Below are 16,106 nucleotides of genomic sequence, written 5' to 3' on the forward strand. Positions count from 1 at the left end.
GGGATTTTATCGATTAAACCGCCACATCAGGACGGCGCAGTTGACGCCATAAGATTAATAACCCTAACGCGATCGCAAATCCAACCGCTGTCACAGCAATCAAAGGTTGACTGGCTTGACGAACCGCGATCGCTACGAATGCCCAGATAATGACGGAGGGATAGGCAACATCCGCCCGTTTTAGGGTAATCGTAGCAGCGATCGCTGCCGCTACAACCAGCAGAATTACCGTCCATATTTGAGGACTGATGCCCCAACCATTCCAACCCAAATAGTCAAGCGTACTTGCCACATTCACAATCGCCGCAACACTAATCCAGCCTAGATAGATGCTCAAGGGAATGTGAACGAACCATTTTTGTGCCCTTGAAACTCTTTCTAATCCAATCCCCAACCGCAGATAAAGCCCAATCAGGGGCAGTAATATGAACAGCATTGCCACAACTGAGAGTGTAAACAGTTGGTACTCGAAAAGGAACACCCAGGCGATTTGTGCAATACTCGCAAGTACCAGAAAATACCCTTCTCGACGCAGATAGGGATTTTGTCTTTGGGTGGGTAAAATTTGATAGACTGCAAAACTAATCAAACCTAAATAAATGACGCCCCAGATCGCAAAAGCATAGTTAGCGGGGATGATGGGGACTTCACTGAAGAAGCGATTAGAAATTTCCCCAATTGTCAATCCATTGGGAGGAGCAACATTTGCATAGACATTGATCGCAAATGCGGCAAGAATCGCGATGAAGTTAGCTACTGACCGGAGGAAATCTGAGTCGAAGCGCTGATTGACAGATTTCATATTGTTATCGCCTCTGTTTCAAGGCTTTTCAAAATAAAAAATTGTGGCACTGGTTTGCTAAAGAGTGAGAACTGTTCAAACCACTGCCAATTCTAGGTTAGACAAGCTCATCACGCTTTAAGGAACCAGTGCCACGAACGCACCAACCCGCTTAAGAGCATACCGGGTAAGGATAGTGATTTCTGCTAGCGATCGCTAGCAGACAGAATTTCTATTTCAAGCGTTCGTCATTACAGGACAAGTAACGTTCGTCCCGCCTAGTCCACAATACCCATTTGGGTTTTTGGCGAGGTACTGCTGATGATAGGCTTCTGCGTAATAGAACTCAGGAGCATCCAGAATCTCAGTGGAAATTTCCCCATACCCGGCGGTTTTCAGGGCTTGCTGATAAGCGTCTCTTGAGGCTTCAGCCAGCTTCTTCTGGCTGTCTGAATACGCATAAATTCCGGAACGGTATTGGGTGCCGACATCATTGCCTTGACGCATTCCTTGGGTAGGATTGTGGCTTTCCCAGAAGAGTTTCAGGAGTGTTTCGTAACTAATTTCTTTCGGGTCAAACACAACGAAAACTACTTCATTGTGTCCCGTCATGCCCGTACAAACCTCGTGATAAGTGGGGTTTGGCGTGACTCCTGCTGCATAGCCAACTGCGGTGGTGAAAACTCCAGGTTGCTTCCAGAATATGCGCTCTGCTCCCCAGAAACACCCCAAGCCAAACATCGCCATCTCCATCCCATCGGGAAAAGGAGGTTTCAGCGGATTACCGTTTACGTAGTGAGTAGCGGGGACTTGCATGGGTTCTGCCCGTCCCGGCAATGCTTGCTCGATCGTGGGCAGACTTTGCTTTTTACCAAATCCGAATAGCGCCATTGATTCTGACTCTGTTTTCTGATAAACGTTTTAACCTTATTTCATATTGTAAAGATTTTGGCATCCCCTGAAGAGCGGGAAGGAGGTAGGGTTAGCCGGAACCTCACCCCCCAACCCCCTCGACATTCACGGAGAGGCGGCTATTTCTTTGCCTTTTTGTTGAGCTAAACGTTGAGCTAAACGGGGCTAGCTTCTCCTCTCCCTGCTTACGGGGTAAGGTCAAATAGGATATATCGCTGCTTCCTAACCGTGGATGCTGCCATCGGGTAGGATGGCTCCTGCTAAGTTCGCTCCAGTCAGTTTAACCAGGACTCGGTCTTGCGACCCAACCTTAGCTCCCCTCAAATCGGCTCCCCTTAAATCGGCTCCACTGAGGTCGGCTCCAATTAAGTTAGCTTCTCGCAAGTTAGCGTTGTTTAGCTTCGCTTGCAACAGGTTGGCTCTAAAAAGATTCGCTTTTTCCAGGTTGGCTCCCTGAAGATTCACTTTATGCAGGAAGGCATCGCTTAAGTTGGCGTTGCTGAGGTTGGCATTGCTCAAATTTCTTCCAGACAAGTCCTTTTCTTTGAGATTAGCTCCGCTCAAGTTGGCTCCGCTCAAGTCGGACTGCTGCTTAGGAGCCTGATGGTGAGATTGAGGGGGAGATTGAGGGGGAGATTGAGGCGGTGATTGATAGGAGTAACTAGATTGATAATAAGAACTCGGTGGATGAGCGCGATCGCGTGCCGGAGGGTCGGGATTTCGATTCTTTTCGCCGGGTCGAACTGAGCGCAAGCGATCGCGTGCCTGATTAATCTCTTTCAGCTTTTCTTGAGCTTTTTGCTGTAACCGAGGATTATCTTTTGGGATGCGATCGGGGTGCCAAATAAAAGCCAAATCCCTATAAGCCTGGTTCACTTCATCAAGTGAGGCTCCAGGCTCTAATCCCAGCACTTTGTAGTATCGATCTAGATCGCTCATTATCACTACCCTAGCAGGCGTTGCCGGTTGAACGAATGCTTCTTTCGGAGTGAAGTAATGAGATCCCGAAACCTCTAGGGGCGATCGCGCTCCTGTTGCCCATCCCATCAAATCATCGCGGTTTGCAACGCTTTAACACATCCTCTGCGATCTGCTGCCATTCTTGGTTTAGGTCTTCTTTAAACTCTGGTCGTCCGGTGTGCCGATACCAGTAACGGGCATTGCTTTTGTCGCCTTCTTTCCGATGTAGGTAGGCGTGAACCCAAGCGCTGTCAGCATCACTGGCATTTTGCACAATTTGATGAGCTTTGTCCCAATCTCCTTTTTTGTCGTACCACAGTGCCTGCAATGCTTGAGGTAGAGACTCCGGGCATCTTTCCTGTTCGATCAACTGTGTAAATTCATCTAGTCTCATAATCTGCTCCCGGATTGTTTAAGGAAAGGCACAGACTAAAAATGATTATAGAGATTTGGTCGAATCAACTAAGTAAGGACTTCCGTTCCAATACTTAGATTACTAAGAATTTCTGGTCGCTTGGGTTGCAATCGGTCAAAATCTGAACCGAAATGTATTGAGTCAAATCTGTGCTGGGGTGCCAGTGCTACTCGTTGGCGCTGACCTCCAGAGAGTTGAAAGGGATAGCGATCGCCCATTCCGTTCAATTGCACCAACTCTAGTAGTTGTTCTACTCGCGCTTGGGTTCTCGCTTTCAGCACATTGCGAATTTGTAGACAAAAGGCTCTCGCTCTCACGCTCAAGTGCGTCAGAGCGAGTATAGTGCTGCAACACAAACCCGACCCGCCATCTTAGACGCTTGTAAGGGCCAAACTGCTTGGGTACGTTTTCAACAACAATTCTCACGACAAGTGTACCTTTCGATATAAACTACGGTTTATCGATTCCATTACCGTAGTTTGGCACTCCGCTTAATCATCTGAGTACAAAAATATTAAAGATTGGGGAACTAGCAAATGGCGAGGGGTTCAAGTTGCCGAGTTATCAGAACCGACACCTCTCTAATGGCAGATTTGTCAAATGTTAGACCTGCTGACTCGATATAAAGTGAGATTATTTGAGATTGAGTACATCTACGAAAGTTCGCTGATAGTTTAGTAAATTTGCCATTTACCCCTCGACCATGAAAAAATTTAAAGCTCTTCCCAATGGCGGTAAACTAATTTTATTTTTATTATTAGTCGTGATTTCCCTTACTCCTGTTGTGATTGTAGATGCTGGAGAACGGGGTGTATTAATGCAGTTTGGTAAAGTGCAGCCGAGAGTATTAGACGAAGGAATACACTTCATTATTCCTATCGTTAATACCGTCCAGAAATTGAGCGTTCGAGTACAAAAACAGGAAAGTTCTGCTGAAGCTTCCTCGAAGGATCTTCAGGATGTTTTCACGGATGTAGCTCTCAACTGGCACATTATTCCAGAGGAAGCGAATGCTATTTATCAACAAATTGGGAACGAGAACCTAGTTATCGAAAAAATTATAAATCCAGCAGTAGAAGAAGTATTAAAAGCAGTAATGGCACAGTACACTGCTGAAGAAATTATTACAAAGCGAGGAGAAGTAAAAGCGGGCGTAGACGATTCATTAACTACACGACTGGCTAGTTATCACATTGGAGTTGATGATATCTCCCTAGTCCATGTCCACTTTTCCAAGCGATTTAGCAATGCTGTGGAGGCGAAACAGATTGCCGAACAGGATGCAAAACGTGCAGGCTTTATAACTTTAAAAACATTGCAGCAGGCAGAAGCACAGGTTAATTTAGCCAGAGGAGAAGCAGAAGCGGATAGGGTGTTACGTGAAAATTTAACTCCAGAATTATTGCAAAGGCAAGCAATAGAGAAATGGGATGGAAAGCTGCCGCTAATTGTCGAAGACTCTACAAAATTGTTGGATTTAAGTAAATTTGTAAAACCTAACTAAAATTGGTTAAAATATTGTAGATAGTGTTGTGGATATTAACATTTTTTCAAAAGCAATTGAAACTTGAGTCTGAAACCGTTGTTGATGCTTCAGTTTCAAGACAGGCTGGGCAATTTCCAGTTTCGTTTTCGCTCTTTTTCTATCATCTACCACGTTAACTGCGTGCAGTGTAGAGAGTTGTAGTTCTTTTTGCACCATTAATTCTGGAATGGCGGCTGCACCGACGCCGCCTTCTACCACTGCCTTCACCATCTCGCTACTGTTCAATACTAAAACTACATTGAACCGGGTAGGAGCGATTCCCCAATTTTGTAAGGCTTGCTCAAACATTTGCTGCGCTCCGGAGCCTGCCTCTCGCATTACCCAACTGGTTGTAGAAAGTTCTGTTAGAGAAATCTCAGCAAGCCCAAACCAGGGGTGAGACTTTCCCACGACAATTTGTAAGCGATCGCTCCCTACTCTCTCTTGCTCTAAGCAACTCTGTAGGGATGGTTTCACTTCTCCTGTGATTAAACCTAAATCAAATAGTCCCGTTGCTGTCCCTTCGCAAATTTCTTCTGCATTGCCCAGAGTACAGTTAACAAAAATGCCAGGATATTGGGTTTTAAATTGACTAATTTTGTTGGGTAGCCAGTAGTTGCCAATCGTGAGACTCGCACCCAATTTCAACTCGCCCCGTTGTAAATTGTTTAATTCGCGCAAACCTCGCTCAGTCAAAGCCACCTGATCGAGAATCTTCTTTGCTTCCACCTGTAGCAGCTTTCCCGCCTCCGCGATCTCGATGTGGCGACCAACGCGATGGAACAGTTTCACGCTGTATTGCTGTTCCAAGCTTTGGATCGCGGCACTAACCGCAGGTTGGGTAATATACAGTTCTTCCGCCGCACGGGTAAAGTGCAGATGTTCTGCCACCGCTAGAAAAATTCGTAATTGTTCAAATGTCATCTCTACTTTTTAAGGCTCCTTAAGCACCTCTAGCTGTCTATATCAAGCTATCAATCACTTTAAGTTATCCTTTCAACAAAAAAAAGTATTTGCTTTTATTAATTTGGCTGCGTAGATTGAAAACATATATTCATTGCAATCAAGCCTTACCCAGACAAAGCCTAGCGGTTAGATTCGGCTAGCCGCACCGAATTGGCAAATCTGTATGAAGGGAGTCTCTAAATGACGAGTGAAAGACGACTAAATCAAAGCGATCGCGGCTTAAAGCCAAACTGTCTTCCCTTTGGAGAAGTTCTTGCTCAATCCTTTGCGGTCATTGCACCCACAACAATACCCGCCTCAAATATAGGATTGATCGTCGTACTTTCCGGCAATGGCACCTGGCTAAGTTTTCTCATCGGCATGATTGGTTTAGTGCTGGTTAGTATTAACATCAATCAATTTGCCAGCCGCTCGGCTTCTCCCGGTTCGCTCTACTCTTACATCGTCAAAGGATTAGGCCCGACAGCAGGTGTAATTTGCGGTTGGAGTTTGGTTCTGGCTTACTTGTTTACAGGAATGTCAGTGTTGTGCGGCTTTGCCAACTTTAGCAGTATCTTGATTGGTCACTTGGGCATTCATCCCTCGACGATTACGCTGCTGGCACTCGGTGCAGGGGTTGCCTGGTATGCAGCATATAAAGATATCCAGCTATCAGCAATGGCGATGCTGTGGATGGAGGGAGCCTCTCTGCTCCTGATTGCCGTCTTGGGGATCATCATCTGGGCGCACAAAGGCTTTGCGTTAGATATGTCCCAATTGACTTTGCAAGGCGTAACTCCAGGTAGCGTCGCAATGGGGCTTGTCATGGTGATGTTTAGTTTCTCTGGCTTTGAAAGTGCTACATCTCTGGGTGATGAAGCAAAAAACCCATTGAAAACGATCCCCAGAGCAGTTTTGGGGAGTACTACCCTGGCTGGTCTATTCTTCATTTCGATGACTTACATTGAGGTGCTGGGTTTTAGTGGTACTGGAGTTTCCATTACCACTACGGAAGAACCGCTGGGTTTTCTAGCGCAACAGGCGGGAGTTGGTTTTTTAGGAACCTTGGTCGCCTTCAGTGCCCTGTTTAGCTTCTTTGCCTGTGTCCTTGGTAGTATCAACCCAGCAGCCAGAGTCTTCTTTACGATGGCTCGTCACGGCTTATTCCCCTCTTCGTTGGGTTTATCTCACTCATCGAACCGGACACCGCACATTGCCGTTACGCTGTGTTCGCTGATTGTATTTCTTGTGCCTGCTTCGATGTCCCTGTTTCATGTGAAGCTGTTTGACAGCATGGGTTACTTGGGCGCGATCTGTAGCTACGGGTTTTTAACGGTTTATACCTTGATTTCGATCGCTGCACCCGTTTACCTGCACAAGATTAGAAAACTCCGCCTACACCATGTAGTGTTCTCAGTTCTCGCAGTTGGGTTTATGATGATTCCCGTTCTCGGAAGTGTGGGAATTCCCGGTAGCAGTCTTTTCCCAATTCCCGCAGCCCCTTACGATGCGTTTCCTTACCTGTTTTTGATGTACCTGATGGTTACTTGCGGATGGTTTGTCATCCAAAGATTCCGCTCTCCAGAAATTGTCAGTTCAATGGAGCGAGGGATTGAAGAGATTCATGCAAAATTTGCGACACCTAGTTCGGTGGTGATACCAGAGGCGATCGCAGATGATGAATTCTGAAGCTAGTTTGTACAACGCATCTACAAACCTTAAGGACACGCAAAAATGAGCGAAATAATCACGGCAATCCCCCTTGGATTAACTGCCTTCACAGCCACCAACCTTGATGACATCGTGATTTTATTGCTGTTTTTCTCGCAGGTGAATGCGGTATTCCGACGTCGCCATATTGTGGCTGGTCAGTATCTGGGTTTTGGTGCATTAGTCCTTGCTAGCCTTCCCAGTTTTTTTGGTACCCTAATATTACCGCGCCCTTGGATTGGTTTGTTAGGCATTCTCCCGATTGCAATTGGAATCAGTCGCTTACTCAATCAAGACACGGATGAATCGGAAGGCGAGGAAAAAGTAGAACCACCTGAGAAATCTTGGTTTACCAGTTTTTTATCTCCACAAACTTATAGCGTAGCAGCCGTTACATTTGCGAATGGGGGTGACAACATCGGTATCTATGTGCCGTTGTTTGCGAGTAGTAGCTGGGAGGGTCTTCTGGCGATTCTGGGGGTATTCTTCTCGCTGGTGGGAGTTTGGTGCTACACCGCTTACCAATTAACCCGTTTACCTGCGATCGCTCAAACCCTGACTCGCTATGGCAATCAACTCGTTCCCTTTGTTTTAATTGGGTTGGGTGTTTTAATTCTAGTAGACAGTCACACACTGGAAAATCGTGGCTTGCTCGTACTGACTTTAGTCACAAGTTGTCTCTGTTTGCTGACTCTTGGCAGAAGTAATGAGCAAGTGTCTGAGGCGGAAATTTGCTCAACGCCTGAAGTGGAGAAAAATTGAGGAGGTTGCGATCGCTGTGTCATGAGTTGGTTTGCACAAGCAATAATTGCCGGGGTCACATCCTTTGTGGCAACTAACATTGATGACATTGTGATCTTGATGCTATTCTTCGCCCAGGTAAATTCTACCTTCCGCACCAGACATATTGTTGTAGGTAAGTATCTTGGATTCACAGTATTAATTGCCGCCAGTCTTCCGGGTTTCTTTGGTGGCTTAATTCTGCCAAAAGCTTGGATTGGCTTACTAGGTCTGGTTCCCATTGTTATTGGAGTGAATCACTTAGTCAATTGGGAAAAAGATGAAAACGAAGTCCAGACAGTATCAGATGAATTCAATAGCTCAAAAGCTAGTTCCTCAGTGATGTCAACTCTCGCTAGTTTTCTTACTCCTCAGACTTATCACGTCGCAGCTGTTACATTTGCTAATGGGGGTGACAATATCGGGATATATGTACCGTTGTTCGCTAGTAGCAATCTGGCTAGTTTGGGAGTAATTTTAAGCGTATTTTTTGTGTTGGTTGGAGTTTGGTGTTATGTCGCCTACCAATTAACCCGCCATTCGGTTGTTGCTCACCTTTTCACTCGCTACGGTAAGAGAATCGTCCCATTTGTGTTAATTGGCTTAGGAATTTTTATTCTGGTTGAAAGCGGTAGCTATCAACTCTTACCGTCGTTCCAATAAGTGTCAGTTTTACCTTGGCAGACCCTTTACCAGTATCTGCAATTTAATAAAAACCTTTTTTGCTAAAGGTCTACCCTTAAAAATTTTCCAACCATAAACCCAAACATCGAGTTGGAAAAACTCGGAATCTCGCAAGGAGAAAGTTCATGAAACTGTTCAAAATCGCTCTGGTAGTATTAGTATTTCTGGTCAATTTGGCGATCGCTCAACCTTCTTTGGCAGACAGACCGAAACTTACCCTGAGTCCTGACTACACAGAGGTAACTCAATCTCTTGACAGCCTCTTAAAAGCAAAAGACGCACCAAATCAATCCGATTATACACCTGAGGAAATTCAGCAGAAGCTCGGTGAGTTGCAACTGCAAAAATATATCTTAGAGACAGCAGCAGACTGGGGACAGTGCCGCAATGAAACTGGAAAAACGTTGGCGGTCTATGCTCATAAACCCAATAAATCTAACTTTTCCGAAGCAAGTACTCTCTACTACTTGGGAAATGGCAAAGTCACGGACGATGATTGGAACTGTGATGGCGTTTACTTGCCAAGTGGTGTCAAAGTAGCTGGCTTAACTCCTGGTGACACCCAAGGGCAAAATTTAGGGGAGCCTGTAGCTCTCAAAATAGTGGCTGGAACCCAATTAGTCGCTAAAACCAATCCAGAAACTGGTGCAGTTGAATTCAACGTTCCTGCTGCGAAAGTTTTCAAAGCAGGTGAGGGTACATGGTCTGTTCCTAACTTGTCGTCAGCAGATGTGGAAGCGCAAACTCCTAACGCACCAATCGAGGATTAAATTTTTCACGCCAGCGAAAGCACTTTAAGTGTTTTTCCTCTAAAGAGTAACAGGATGACAGCCAGGGTATGAAAAGCTACCAAAAGTAAACGGTTGAACAGCTATCATTCTCTGGCTAATAGACTTCATAAAATTTTTCGGAATATCGGGTTCCGGATCAAAGTGCTTCTGAAGGGATAAAGCTTGTTTTGTTTGTACATCTAAACTGATAATTGAGGGTAGTATTTTGTGCAGCTATTGTTTATGTTTAAGCCGATAAATGGGAGTACAGAAAAATTAGAGACGCCGAAACGACGGACTTCTGAGCGAGTGCGGGATCATTTGGCAAACGAACGCACCTACTTAGCATGGATGCGGAGTGCGATCGCGCTAATGGGATTTGGCGTTCTGATCGTCCGCCTTCGTCTCCTCCGTCCACCCCTTGCGCCTCAACCCCCTGGTAGTGGGTGGAAGTTAGGATTAGTGTTCTCCTTAGTTGGTTTGGTAACGGTATTGCTGTCAACCCAGCACTACTTCGCGGTTCGTCATGACATTGACGAGGATACATACGAACCGGCGGATCGCTGGGTGATTCTGTTTAGCCTTGCCGTACTCACCTTGGGAGCTGGGGTTATCTACTACGTCTTCACAGTTCCAGTTGAATCATTAAGTAATGTCATACTTGATTAACTGAGATTATTATTTAAGTAACCCTGAAGAGAGCCTACCTTTAAAAGTCATTTTTAGAGGTTTTATAACGCATATAAACGCAGAGATAGGGCGTTAGACCTAGCTACAGGCTACGCAGATATGTTGCACCGTCAATTATTTTTAGGGTAGGCTGCAATGTGTCAGCAATGCGCTTTTTATAAGCATTTTCGGATAATCTTTTCACTTCAACGCATAAGAAAGTAATGATTAAAGATTGGAGATTTTGTGAGCAAAATAAGTTTGGATAAATCTACACTTAGTAATAGTAAATTGACGACCACTTGTTTAATTGTTGGTATAGAAATAATTATTGGTTTACTAAGTGGTCTAACTTTTATTGCACTTGGGGCAGGTGGAGGGTCTTGGATACTTGGGGGTATTGCTGCTGGTGCCTTGGTCTTTTATTTTTATCGTCGATATAACAATCAAGCTAAGCCTAATCGCAACTCAAGGAAATTTGGACAAATTATTGTTGGTCTTACTGTAGGATTTTCTCTTAAGCAAAGTAATCTAATAACTATTTATTCCCAATTACATATTTTTCTACTTTTAGCATTATTTTTAATGTTTTGTGGTGGAATTATTGGTTATATATATTCACGCATTGAAAAAACAGATTTGCTAACTGCCATGCTTGCTACGGTTCCCGGAAATATAGGAATCATGGCAAGTATAGCAGCAGACTATGGTAGAAATATTTCACTTGTTTCTCTCGTTCAGTTAATACGCTTTACGGCAATTATTATTGTTATACCGCTTGTTGCTAATGTTTCTAACGCACATGACATCAAGGCGATAATTCATTCCGTTACTGAAAATTTATTTGTCATAAATTTTAACTACTTATTTTTACTATTTTTGTTACTTTTTGTAACATTATTGGCAGTTAAAATAGGCAGTTATTTAAAAATCCCTGTTGCTGGTTTCTTGTGTTCAATAATAGTCGGGGTTGGTTTTGATTCGTTGCTAGATTCACTGCCATTTTTATCTCATATCGATTTTAATCTACCCCCTTTATTTAATTTAATTGGTCAAATTCTACTGGGAATTACAATCGGTGAATATTGGGGAATGAACCCAAAGCTGGGAAAGCTTACAGTAGCGTATGCCTCGGTTCCTGTAGCCATGACCTTTTTGGCAGGATTCATCTCAGCAGGAATTGCTACGTTGATCTCGCCCTGGGACTGGCTAACGTGTTTGCTTGTAACATCTCCAGGTGGCTCGCCAGAAATGATATTAATCTCTCTAGCGTTGCATCACAATGTTGAGATTGTAACCGCAGGTCATCTAGTTCGGCTAATGACGATTAATCTGTGTCTTCCAGCTTTGGTGTCTTTCATTTGCTATCTAGAACGCCGTTCTACAAAAAATCAAGATGGCGCAGCAGATCAGCTTAAAACGATATCGCCTAAATCAGCAATGCCATAATTTCTTTACGATGGTATTAACCTTGGGCTTGTTAACCTTGAGCTATTGATTCCTCTTCATCCACAGTTAGCTCATCCTCAGGAATAGTACTCGGTTTAGTTAAATGTGGTTGGATTAGCAGACTAACGCCAATTGTCCAAGCAATTGAAACCATCCATCCTGCCAAAATATCACTGGGAAAATGAACCCCCAAATATATTCGCGTCCAACCGATCGCTAATACGAATACGCTCCCCACAGCCAGCACTAACCAGCACCAATTACTATTCCAGGTCAAAATGACTAAAGCAGCTATCAAGGTCATACTGGACATTGCATGACCGCTGGGAAATGCGTAATCAAACTCTGGAGAGATTGACTCCCAGAGGTTAGGACGCACTCGATGCAGCAACAGTTTTGCAGTGCGATTAATTAAAATGCTCCCTAGTAGAGTCGTCAGTAAATAGGCGAGCGATCGCCACTTTTTAAGGCGCAGCAACACTAACGAGATTACAGTAGCAACTGGAAATACTCCCCAAAATACTCCGAACTTGGTTAAAGTTGCTGCAAAAACGTCTAGTTGTGGCTGTGCTATCTTGTGAACTGCTAGTAGGAGTGTTTCATCCCAGGGAAGACCGCCTTGATTCTGCAATACTACTAATGCAAGTTCCTCAAAAACCAGCATGGGTAAACAGACTCCTATCAATAGGAGTAGCAAAGAACGCCAATAAGCAACGAGCAGCTTTTCGAGAAAACTTAGGAAAGATGAAGACAGCTTCCAAAAATTAGAACTAAACATTCACCAAAAAATGCTTAAAATGTGTACAAACCGAAATTTTTCTTTATTTTTTAAAAAAAAGTAGCACCCTGATGGGGGAATATCTTTGCTATCAGATATTAAATCAAACTCAGATCACGCTTGATAAACTAACTTCCAACTTACCCCTGCTAAAATCACATAAATTACCAGCCGAAGCGCGCCTTGAGGAGTAACCTTGCAGAGTTTAGCCCCTAGCAAAACCCCTGGTACTGTCCCTAACCAAATTGGCAATACTAAACTCCAATTGACTGTCCCAAGGCAGAGGTGTCCAAGGGAAGTAAACACCAATAAAATCGCTGCCTGTGAAATATCTGTGCCTACCAATTTACGCGCGTCGAGGCGAAAAAAGGTAATCAACACAATTGCAAACATCGCACCAGACGACACGCTAGTTAATCCTACCAGACAGCCTAAAAATGCTCCTACACTGAGGGTCGAAATTCGACCCATCTGAGTGTTTAAATCAAACTTAGGCGGTTCAGGTAACTGCAACTTCGGGAAAAAAGTTTTCAGCGACAATTGTGCGAGTCCCAACAAAGTGACAAGCAGGATCATAAACCCGATCGCACGTAGCAGAATGTAATCTAGGTCTAAGGTTGCATTAAGCTTAATCAGGTATAAAATCCCTACTCCGGTTAGTGAGCCAGGAACACTTCCCCAAGCCAGCCATTTGATAACTTGCAGGTCAAGCGTTTGCTGTTTCCAGTGTTTAAAGCCGCCGATCACCTTCATCAATGTGGCAGCTACTACATCGGAACTGACTGCGATCGCAGGTGGAACGTGGAACACAAAAATCAACATCGGAGTGATCAGAGATGCTCCACCGATTCCCGTTAAACCCACAATGATACCCACGACAAAACTGAGGAACGGTAGTAATAGATAGTCCATACTGCTGTCCTGATACAGGCGATTAAAATGCTGAATCTCTAACTAAAAGTAAACTTTGACATTAGTGCTAGCGGCGATTAAGCAACATTCGCCGCCCATAAATCCCCCTTAGCCACCGGGGAATAAGACAGGAGCATCGAGAATCTTAAACTGTATCAATGCCAGAATGACCAGAGTGTAAGCGGTTGAGGAGACTACACCTGTCAATAACTCTTTTTTCAAGTTACGCTCTGTGGGTTCCTTGCTAAAAACATCCACAGCCCCTACTTGCATCAAGAGAATTCCCGCAATGTTAGAGAGCCAGTACCCGACGATTGAGCAAGGCAGAAGTAAATCTGGGGAAAGCCAACTACAGATATACCCAAAAAAATAAGCAATTGGCAGATTGAAAAACAGGTCATTCCACCAACATAGTGGTGACAGCATATATCCAATGACCAGAAGGAATCCGCCTCTGAGCTTTTTGAACCAACCTTCCTGGAAACTTTGTTGAGCCGCTGGTTGCAAATGCTCAGGAGTTACTTGCCCTGCGAGGGTCAGCTCACTACTGGGTCTTTTAGCGTTGTCCATGCAAAATCCACTATCCCGCTAGAGTTACCGTAGTTTCAATTTAATCTGATACGGATCAAAAGTCTAGTGCGGAAGGGACAACGCTTTAGTTTTTTTTGAAATATCTAACTATGGTGTGAAACCTGCAAGGCTCTCCAAAGCTCTTGAAACCCTTAGAAGAGTCATCGGTTGGCTTGAGGCGGGAGCAAAACTAAACGAAATACAGGCTGCTGTTGGGTTTCACTCTGTTCAACCCAACCTACCCGGAATGATTTGTCAGGCAGCCAGGACGTGAAAGTGAGGCTTGTTAGCGTAGCAGGACGTAGTCGAGAGTCGTTAGTTAAGTAGTTAAACTAAGCCGGGTTGTCGTCAACCCGACTTGTCTTCAAAACCGGACTTTAAACTTTCGCTTCCTCCGACTCCTCAGGGGAGCTTCGGCTGGTCATGCACACTACTAGCCGAAGCTCCCAATCGTCGAAGGGCTGTTTTCACATCATGGCAATGTCGGTGAAGTAGCTGTAGATTCTCAGGGGTATCGTTACTCCCTCTGTTTTTAGGGATGATATGGTCAGTGTCCAGCAAGTCTCCATCCTTGAAGGACAATCCGCTCCTGCACCTACTATCAAGCTAACTACCTGGTTTAGGCATCCACCTAATCCCCAAATCAACGACAAAATCACTCGACTTTGAACCGAGAACCCGATCGATCGAGGCGATAAACTAAGGTTTTCCCGTTGCCATCCACAGCGACTCGCCAACCTGCGACCATTGCTTGAGCGCAGCTATTTTCCGTACCAGGCAAATCAAAACAGGTATTTGACCACATCTGACTTCGACCTTCGAGGATGTATAACTGAGAAGTTGGTACTTTTAATTGCTTACTAGCATCCTGCAATACCACCTTGGCAATGGAATTCGGTAAAGAGTCTTTGCGTGGGGGCATATCGCCTATTGCTTCCGTCCTAATTTGCTCAGCAGATTTATCAGTACGATAGACCTGATATTGCTTCGGTTTGCCTTCCACCGTTACCTGCCAACCTGGTGTCTGAGCGCTCATGCACCGCTCTACAGGACTTGGAAGATCTAAACAGCCATTAGACCAAGTTTGCTGTTGAGTTTGTGTAATCAAAAGTTGGGAGATTGGTAAGGTTAAATGCTCGGATGCTAACTTTAAAACTTGCTCAGCAACCGCAGGAGGTAATTTTTTCGCCTCGTTTGGCTGGCTCTCCCTTTGATAAAGCTGAACCTGGGAACCCACTTTGTCAGTATTATAAATCCAGCGTTTTTGCCCGCTTTCTACGGTGACTTGCCAGCCCTCCACGACAACTGGATCGCAGGGATGGGGAAAAGTCGAAACTTCGCAACCATACGCCCACCCTGTCTGCTTCGCATTCACAATGCGTCCGGTGTTCGCCGGAAGTCCCCAGTTTTGGGTGGCATCTTGCAAAACGGCACTGACAACAGATTTAGGCAATTTGGCATCAACGATGCTGCTAGCAGCTTCATTTAATCTGATCCGGGAGCCGTTGCGATCGCTTCGATAAACTAAGCTTTGTTGCCTAGCTTTTACAGTGACTTCCCACGCAGGCATATTAATTTTGGTGCAGCCTTCAGCCGGACGCGGCAGATTTAAACAACCGTTGGTGTAAATCTGTTCATACTTAATGATGCGTAGTTGCGACGCTTGTAATCCCGTGCGTTGAGATGCTATTCGCAAAATGGCATTGGCAACGGAAGACGGTAACTTTTCTTTCTTAGATACTTGTTTGACGGGATCGGCAACAGCAGCTTCTTTTAAGGTTAAAGCAGTACATAAAGATAAAGATAAGCTGCTAGTCAATAAAATTAAAGTAGCGATCGCCCATTTTTTAGGGTCTTTCTTTTGAGTCATTTTTTCCATAATTAATGCTGCTCCAAGCCTAAGAAAATTAAAATTTAGAATTTCAATGCTTGCTTGAAATTTCTATAATTATTTGAGACGTGCCTGAAAAAACTATGTTCCAAATTGAGTTTTATCTGATTTGTAGAGGCGCGTGCCATTTTGCGTTTCTATATTTTGAACGCATTTAACGCAATTTATAAAAAGTTAAAACTAAAATCGGATTGCCAGAACCAAAATTTCTAATTTCTCGGGGAAATTTGCTCCTATTTTTATATAGCGGTTCTCAGTTGGATGGCATACAGTAAGGGAGTAGCCCAGCCTGCCAGACAATCGCCGATCATGAAAGCCTACTCGCTTGACCTACGCCAAAAAGTGATTGATGCCT

Annotated in this window: 17 protein-coding genes and 1 pseudogene; 7 read left to right on the forward strand and 11 right to left on the reverse strand. The window is 44.4% G+C overall.

The window, feature by feature from the left end; genetic code table 11:
- Positions 1-13: 13 nt before the first annotated feature.
- The 5 genes and pseudogenes from NC994_RS24025 to NC994_RS24045 form a co-directional block, all read right to left on the reverse strand.
- On the reverse strand, positions 14-802 hold the full coding sequence (locus NC994_RS24025; protein WP_190439437.1) for a tryptophan-rich sensory protein: 789 nt from the start codon (positions 800-802) through the stop codon (positions 14-16).
- A 216-nt stretch (positions 803-1,018) separates the two neighbouring features.
- Entirely contained in the window at positions 1,019-1,672 is a 654-nt protein-coding gene (gene msrA, locus NC994_RS24030) for a peptide-methionine (S)-S-oxide reductase MsrA (protein ID WP_190439439.1), read from the reverse strand.
- Positions 1,673-1,915: 243 nt separating this feature from the next.
- On the reverse strand, positions 1,916-2,632 hold the full coding sequence (locus NC994_RS24035) for a pentapeptide repeat-containing protein (RefSeq protein WP_190439498.1): 717 nt from the start codon (positions 2,630-2,632) through the stop codon (positions 1,916-1,918).
- Positions 2,633-2,744: 112 nt separating this feature from the next.
- On the reverse strand, positions 2,745-3,047 hold the full coding sequence (locus NC994_RS24040) for a hypothetical protein (RefSeq protein WP_190439442.1): 303 nt from the start codon (positions 3,045-3,047) through the stop codon (positions 2,745-2,747).
- Between the two features lie 179 nt (positions 3,048-3,226).
- Positions 3,227-3,431: pseudogene (locus NC994_RS24045) on the reverse strand (ATP-binding cassette domain-containing protein); the annotation flags it as partial.
- A gap of 340 nt (positions 3,432-3,771) precedes the next feature.
- On the opposite strand from NC994_RS24045, the gene NC994_RS24050 reads away from it, so the two are divergent.
- Positions 3,772-4,572, forward strand: a complete 801-nt coding sequence (locus NC994_RS24050) for a prohibitin family protein (RefSeq protein ID WP_190439446.1) — start codon at positions 3,772-3,774, stop codon at positions 4,570-4,572.
- A 6-nt stretch (positions 4,573-4,578) separates the two neighbouring features.
- On the opposite strand, the gene NC994_RS24055 is transcribed toward NC994_RS24050, so the two are convergent.
- On the reverse strand, positions 4,579-5,517 hold the full coding sequence (locus tag NC994_RS24055; protein ID WP_190439449.1) for a LysR substrate-binding domain-containing protein: 939 nt from the start codon (positions 5,515-5,517) through the stop codon (positions 4,579-4,581).
- Between the two features lie 222 nt (positions 5,518-5,739).
- Here NC994_RS24055 and NC994_RS24060 point away from each other — a divergent pair, with 222 nt between their 5' ends.
- From NC994_RS24060 to NC994_RS24085, 6 genes are all read left to right on the forward strand, one after another.
- Complete coding sequence (locus NC994_RS24060) at positions 5,740-7,227, forward strand: APC family permease (protein WP_190439451.1); 1,488 nt, start codon at positions 5,740-5,742, stop codon at positions 7,225-7,227.
- 45 nt (positions 7,228-7,272) lie between these two features.
- Entirely contained in the window at positions 7,273-8,010 is a 738-nt protein-coding gene (locus NC994_RS24065; RefSeq protein WP_190439454.1) for a cadmium resistance transporter, read from the forward strand.
- A 21-nt stretch (positions 8,011-8,031) separates the two neighbouring features.
- A complete protein-coding gene (locus tag NC994_RS24070; protein WP_190439457.1) occupies positions 8,032-8,691 on the forward strand; it encodes a cadmium resistance transporter in 660 nt (219 codons plus the stop codon).
- Positions 8,692-8,837: 146 nt separating this feature from the next.
- The gene (locus tag NC994_RS24075; protein ID WP_190439460.1) at positions 8,838-9,482 is read left to right on the forward strand and encodes a hypothetical protein; all 645 of its coding nucleotides are present in this window, start codon (positions 8,838-8,840) and stop codon (positions 9,480-9,482) included.
- A gap of 243 nt (positions 9,483-9,725) precedes the next feature.
- Positions 9,726-10,151 (forward strand): DUF202 domain-containing protein, encoded by a 426-nt coding sequence (locus NC994_RS24080; RefSeq protein WP_190439462.1) that lies wholly within the window; start codon positions 9,726-9,728, stop codon positions 10,149-10,151.
- Positions 10,152-10,412: 261 nt separating this feature from the next.
- The gene (locus NC994_RS24085) at positions 10,413-11,600 is read left to right on the forward strand and encodes an AbrB family transcriptional regulator (protein WP_190439465.1); all 1,188 of its coding nucleotides are present in this window, start codon (positions 10,413-10,415) and stop codon (positions 11,598-11,600) included.
- Between the two features lie 31 nt (positions 11,601-11,631).
- Here the strand turns inward: NC994_RS24085 and NC994_RS24090 are convergent, their stop codons facing one another.
- From NC994_RS24090 to NC994_RS24110, 5 genes are all read right to left on the reverse strand, one after another.
- On the reverse strand, positions 11,632-12,378 hold the full coding sequence (locus NC994_RS24090) for a phosphatase PAP2 family protein (RefSeq protein ID WP_190412263.1): 747 nt from the start codon (positions 12,376-12,378) through the stop codon (positions 11,632-11,634).
- Between the two features lie 114 nt (positions 12,379-12,492).
- The gene (locus NC994_RS24095; protein WP_190439469.1) at positions 12,493-13,290 is read right to left on the reverse strand and encodes a sulfite exporter TauE/SafE family protein; all 798 of its coding nucleotides are present in this window, start codon (positions 13,288-13,290) and stop codon (positions 12,493-12,495) included.
- Positions 13,291-13,398: 108 nt separating this feature from the next.
- Positions 13,399-13,860 (reverse strand): hypothetical protein, encoded by a 462-nt coding sequence (locus tag NC994_RS24100; protein ID WP_190439472.1) that lies wholly within the window; start codon positions 13,858-13,860, stop codon positions 13,399-13,401.
- 402 nt (positions 13,861-14,262) lie between these two features.
- The gene (locus tag NC994_RS24105; RefSeq protein ID WP_190439475.1) at positions 14,263-14,442 is read right to left on the reverse strand and encodes an HNH endonuclease signature motif containing protein; all 180 of its coding nucleotides are present in this window, start codon (positions 14,440-14,442) and stop codon (positions 14,263-14,265) included.
- A 73-nt stretch (positions 14,443-14,515) separates the two neighbouring features.
- Complete coding sequence (locus NC994_RS24110) at positions 14,516-15,739, reverse strand: hypothetical protein (RefSeq protein WP_190439478.1); 1,224 nt, start codon at positions 15,737-15,739, stop codon at positions 14,516-14,518.
- Positions 15,740-16,106 lie beyond the last annotated feature (367 nt).

The sequence above is a fragment of the Trichocoleus sp. AS-A1 genome, from assembly GCF_039962015.1.
Taxonomy (GTDB): Bacteria; Cyanobacteriota; Cyanobacteriia; order Cyanobacteriales; family FACHB-T130; genus FACHB-T130.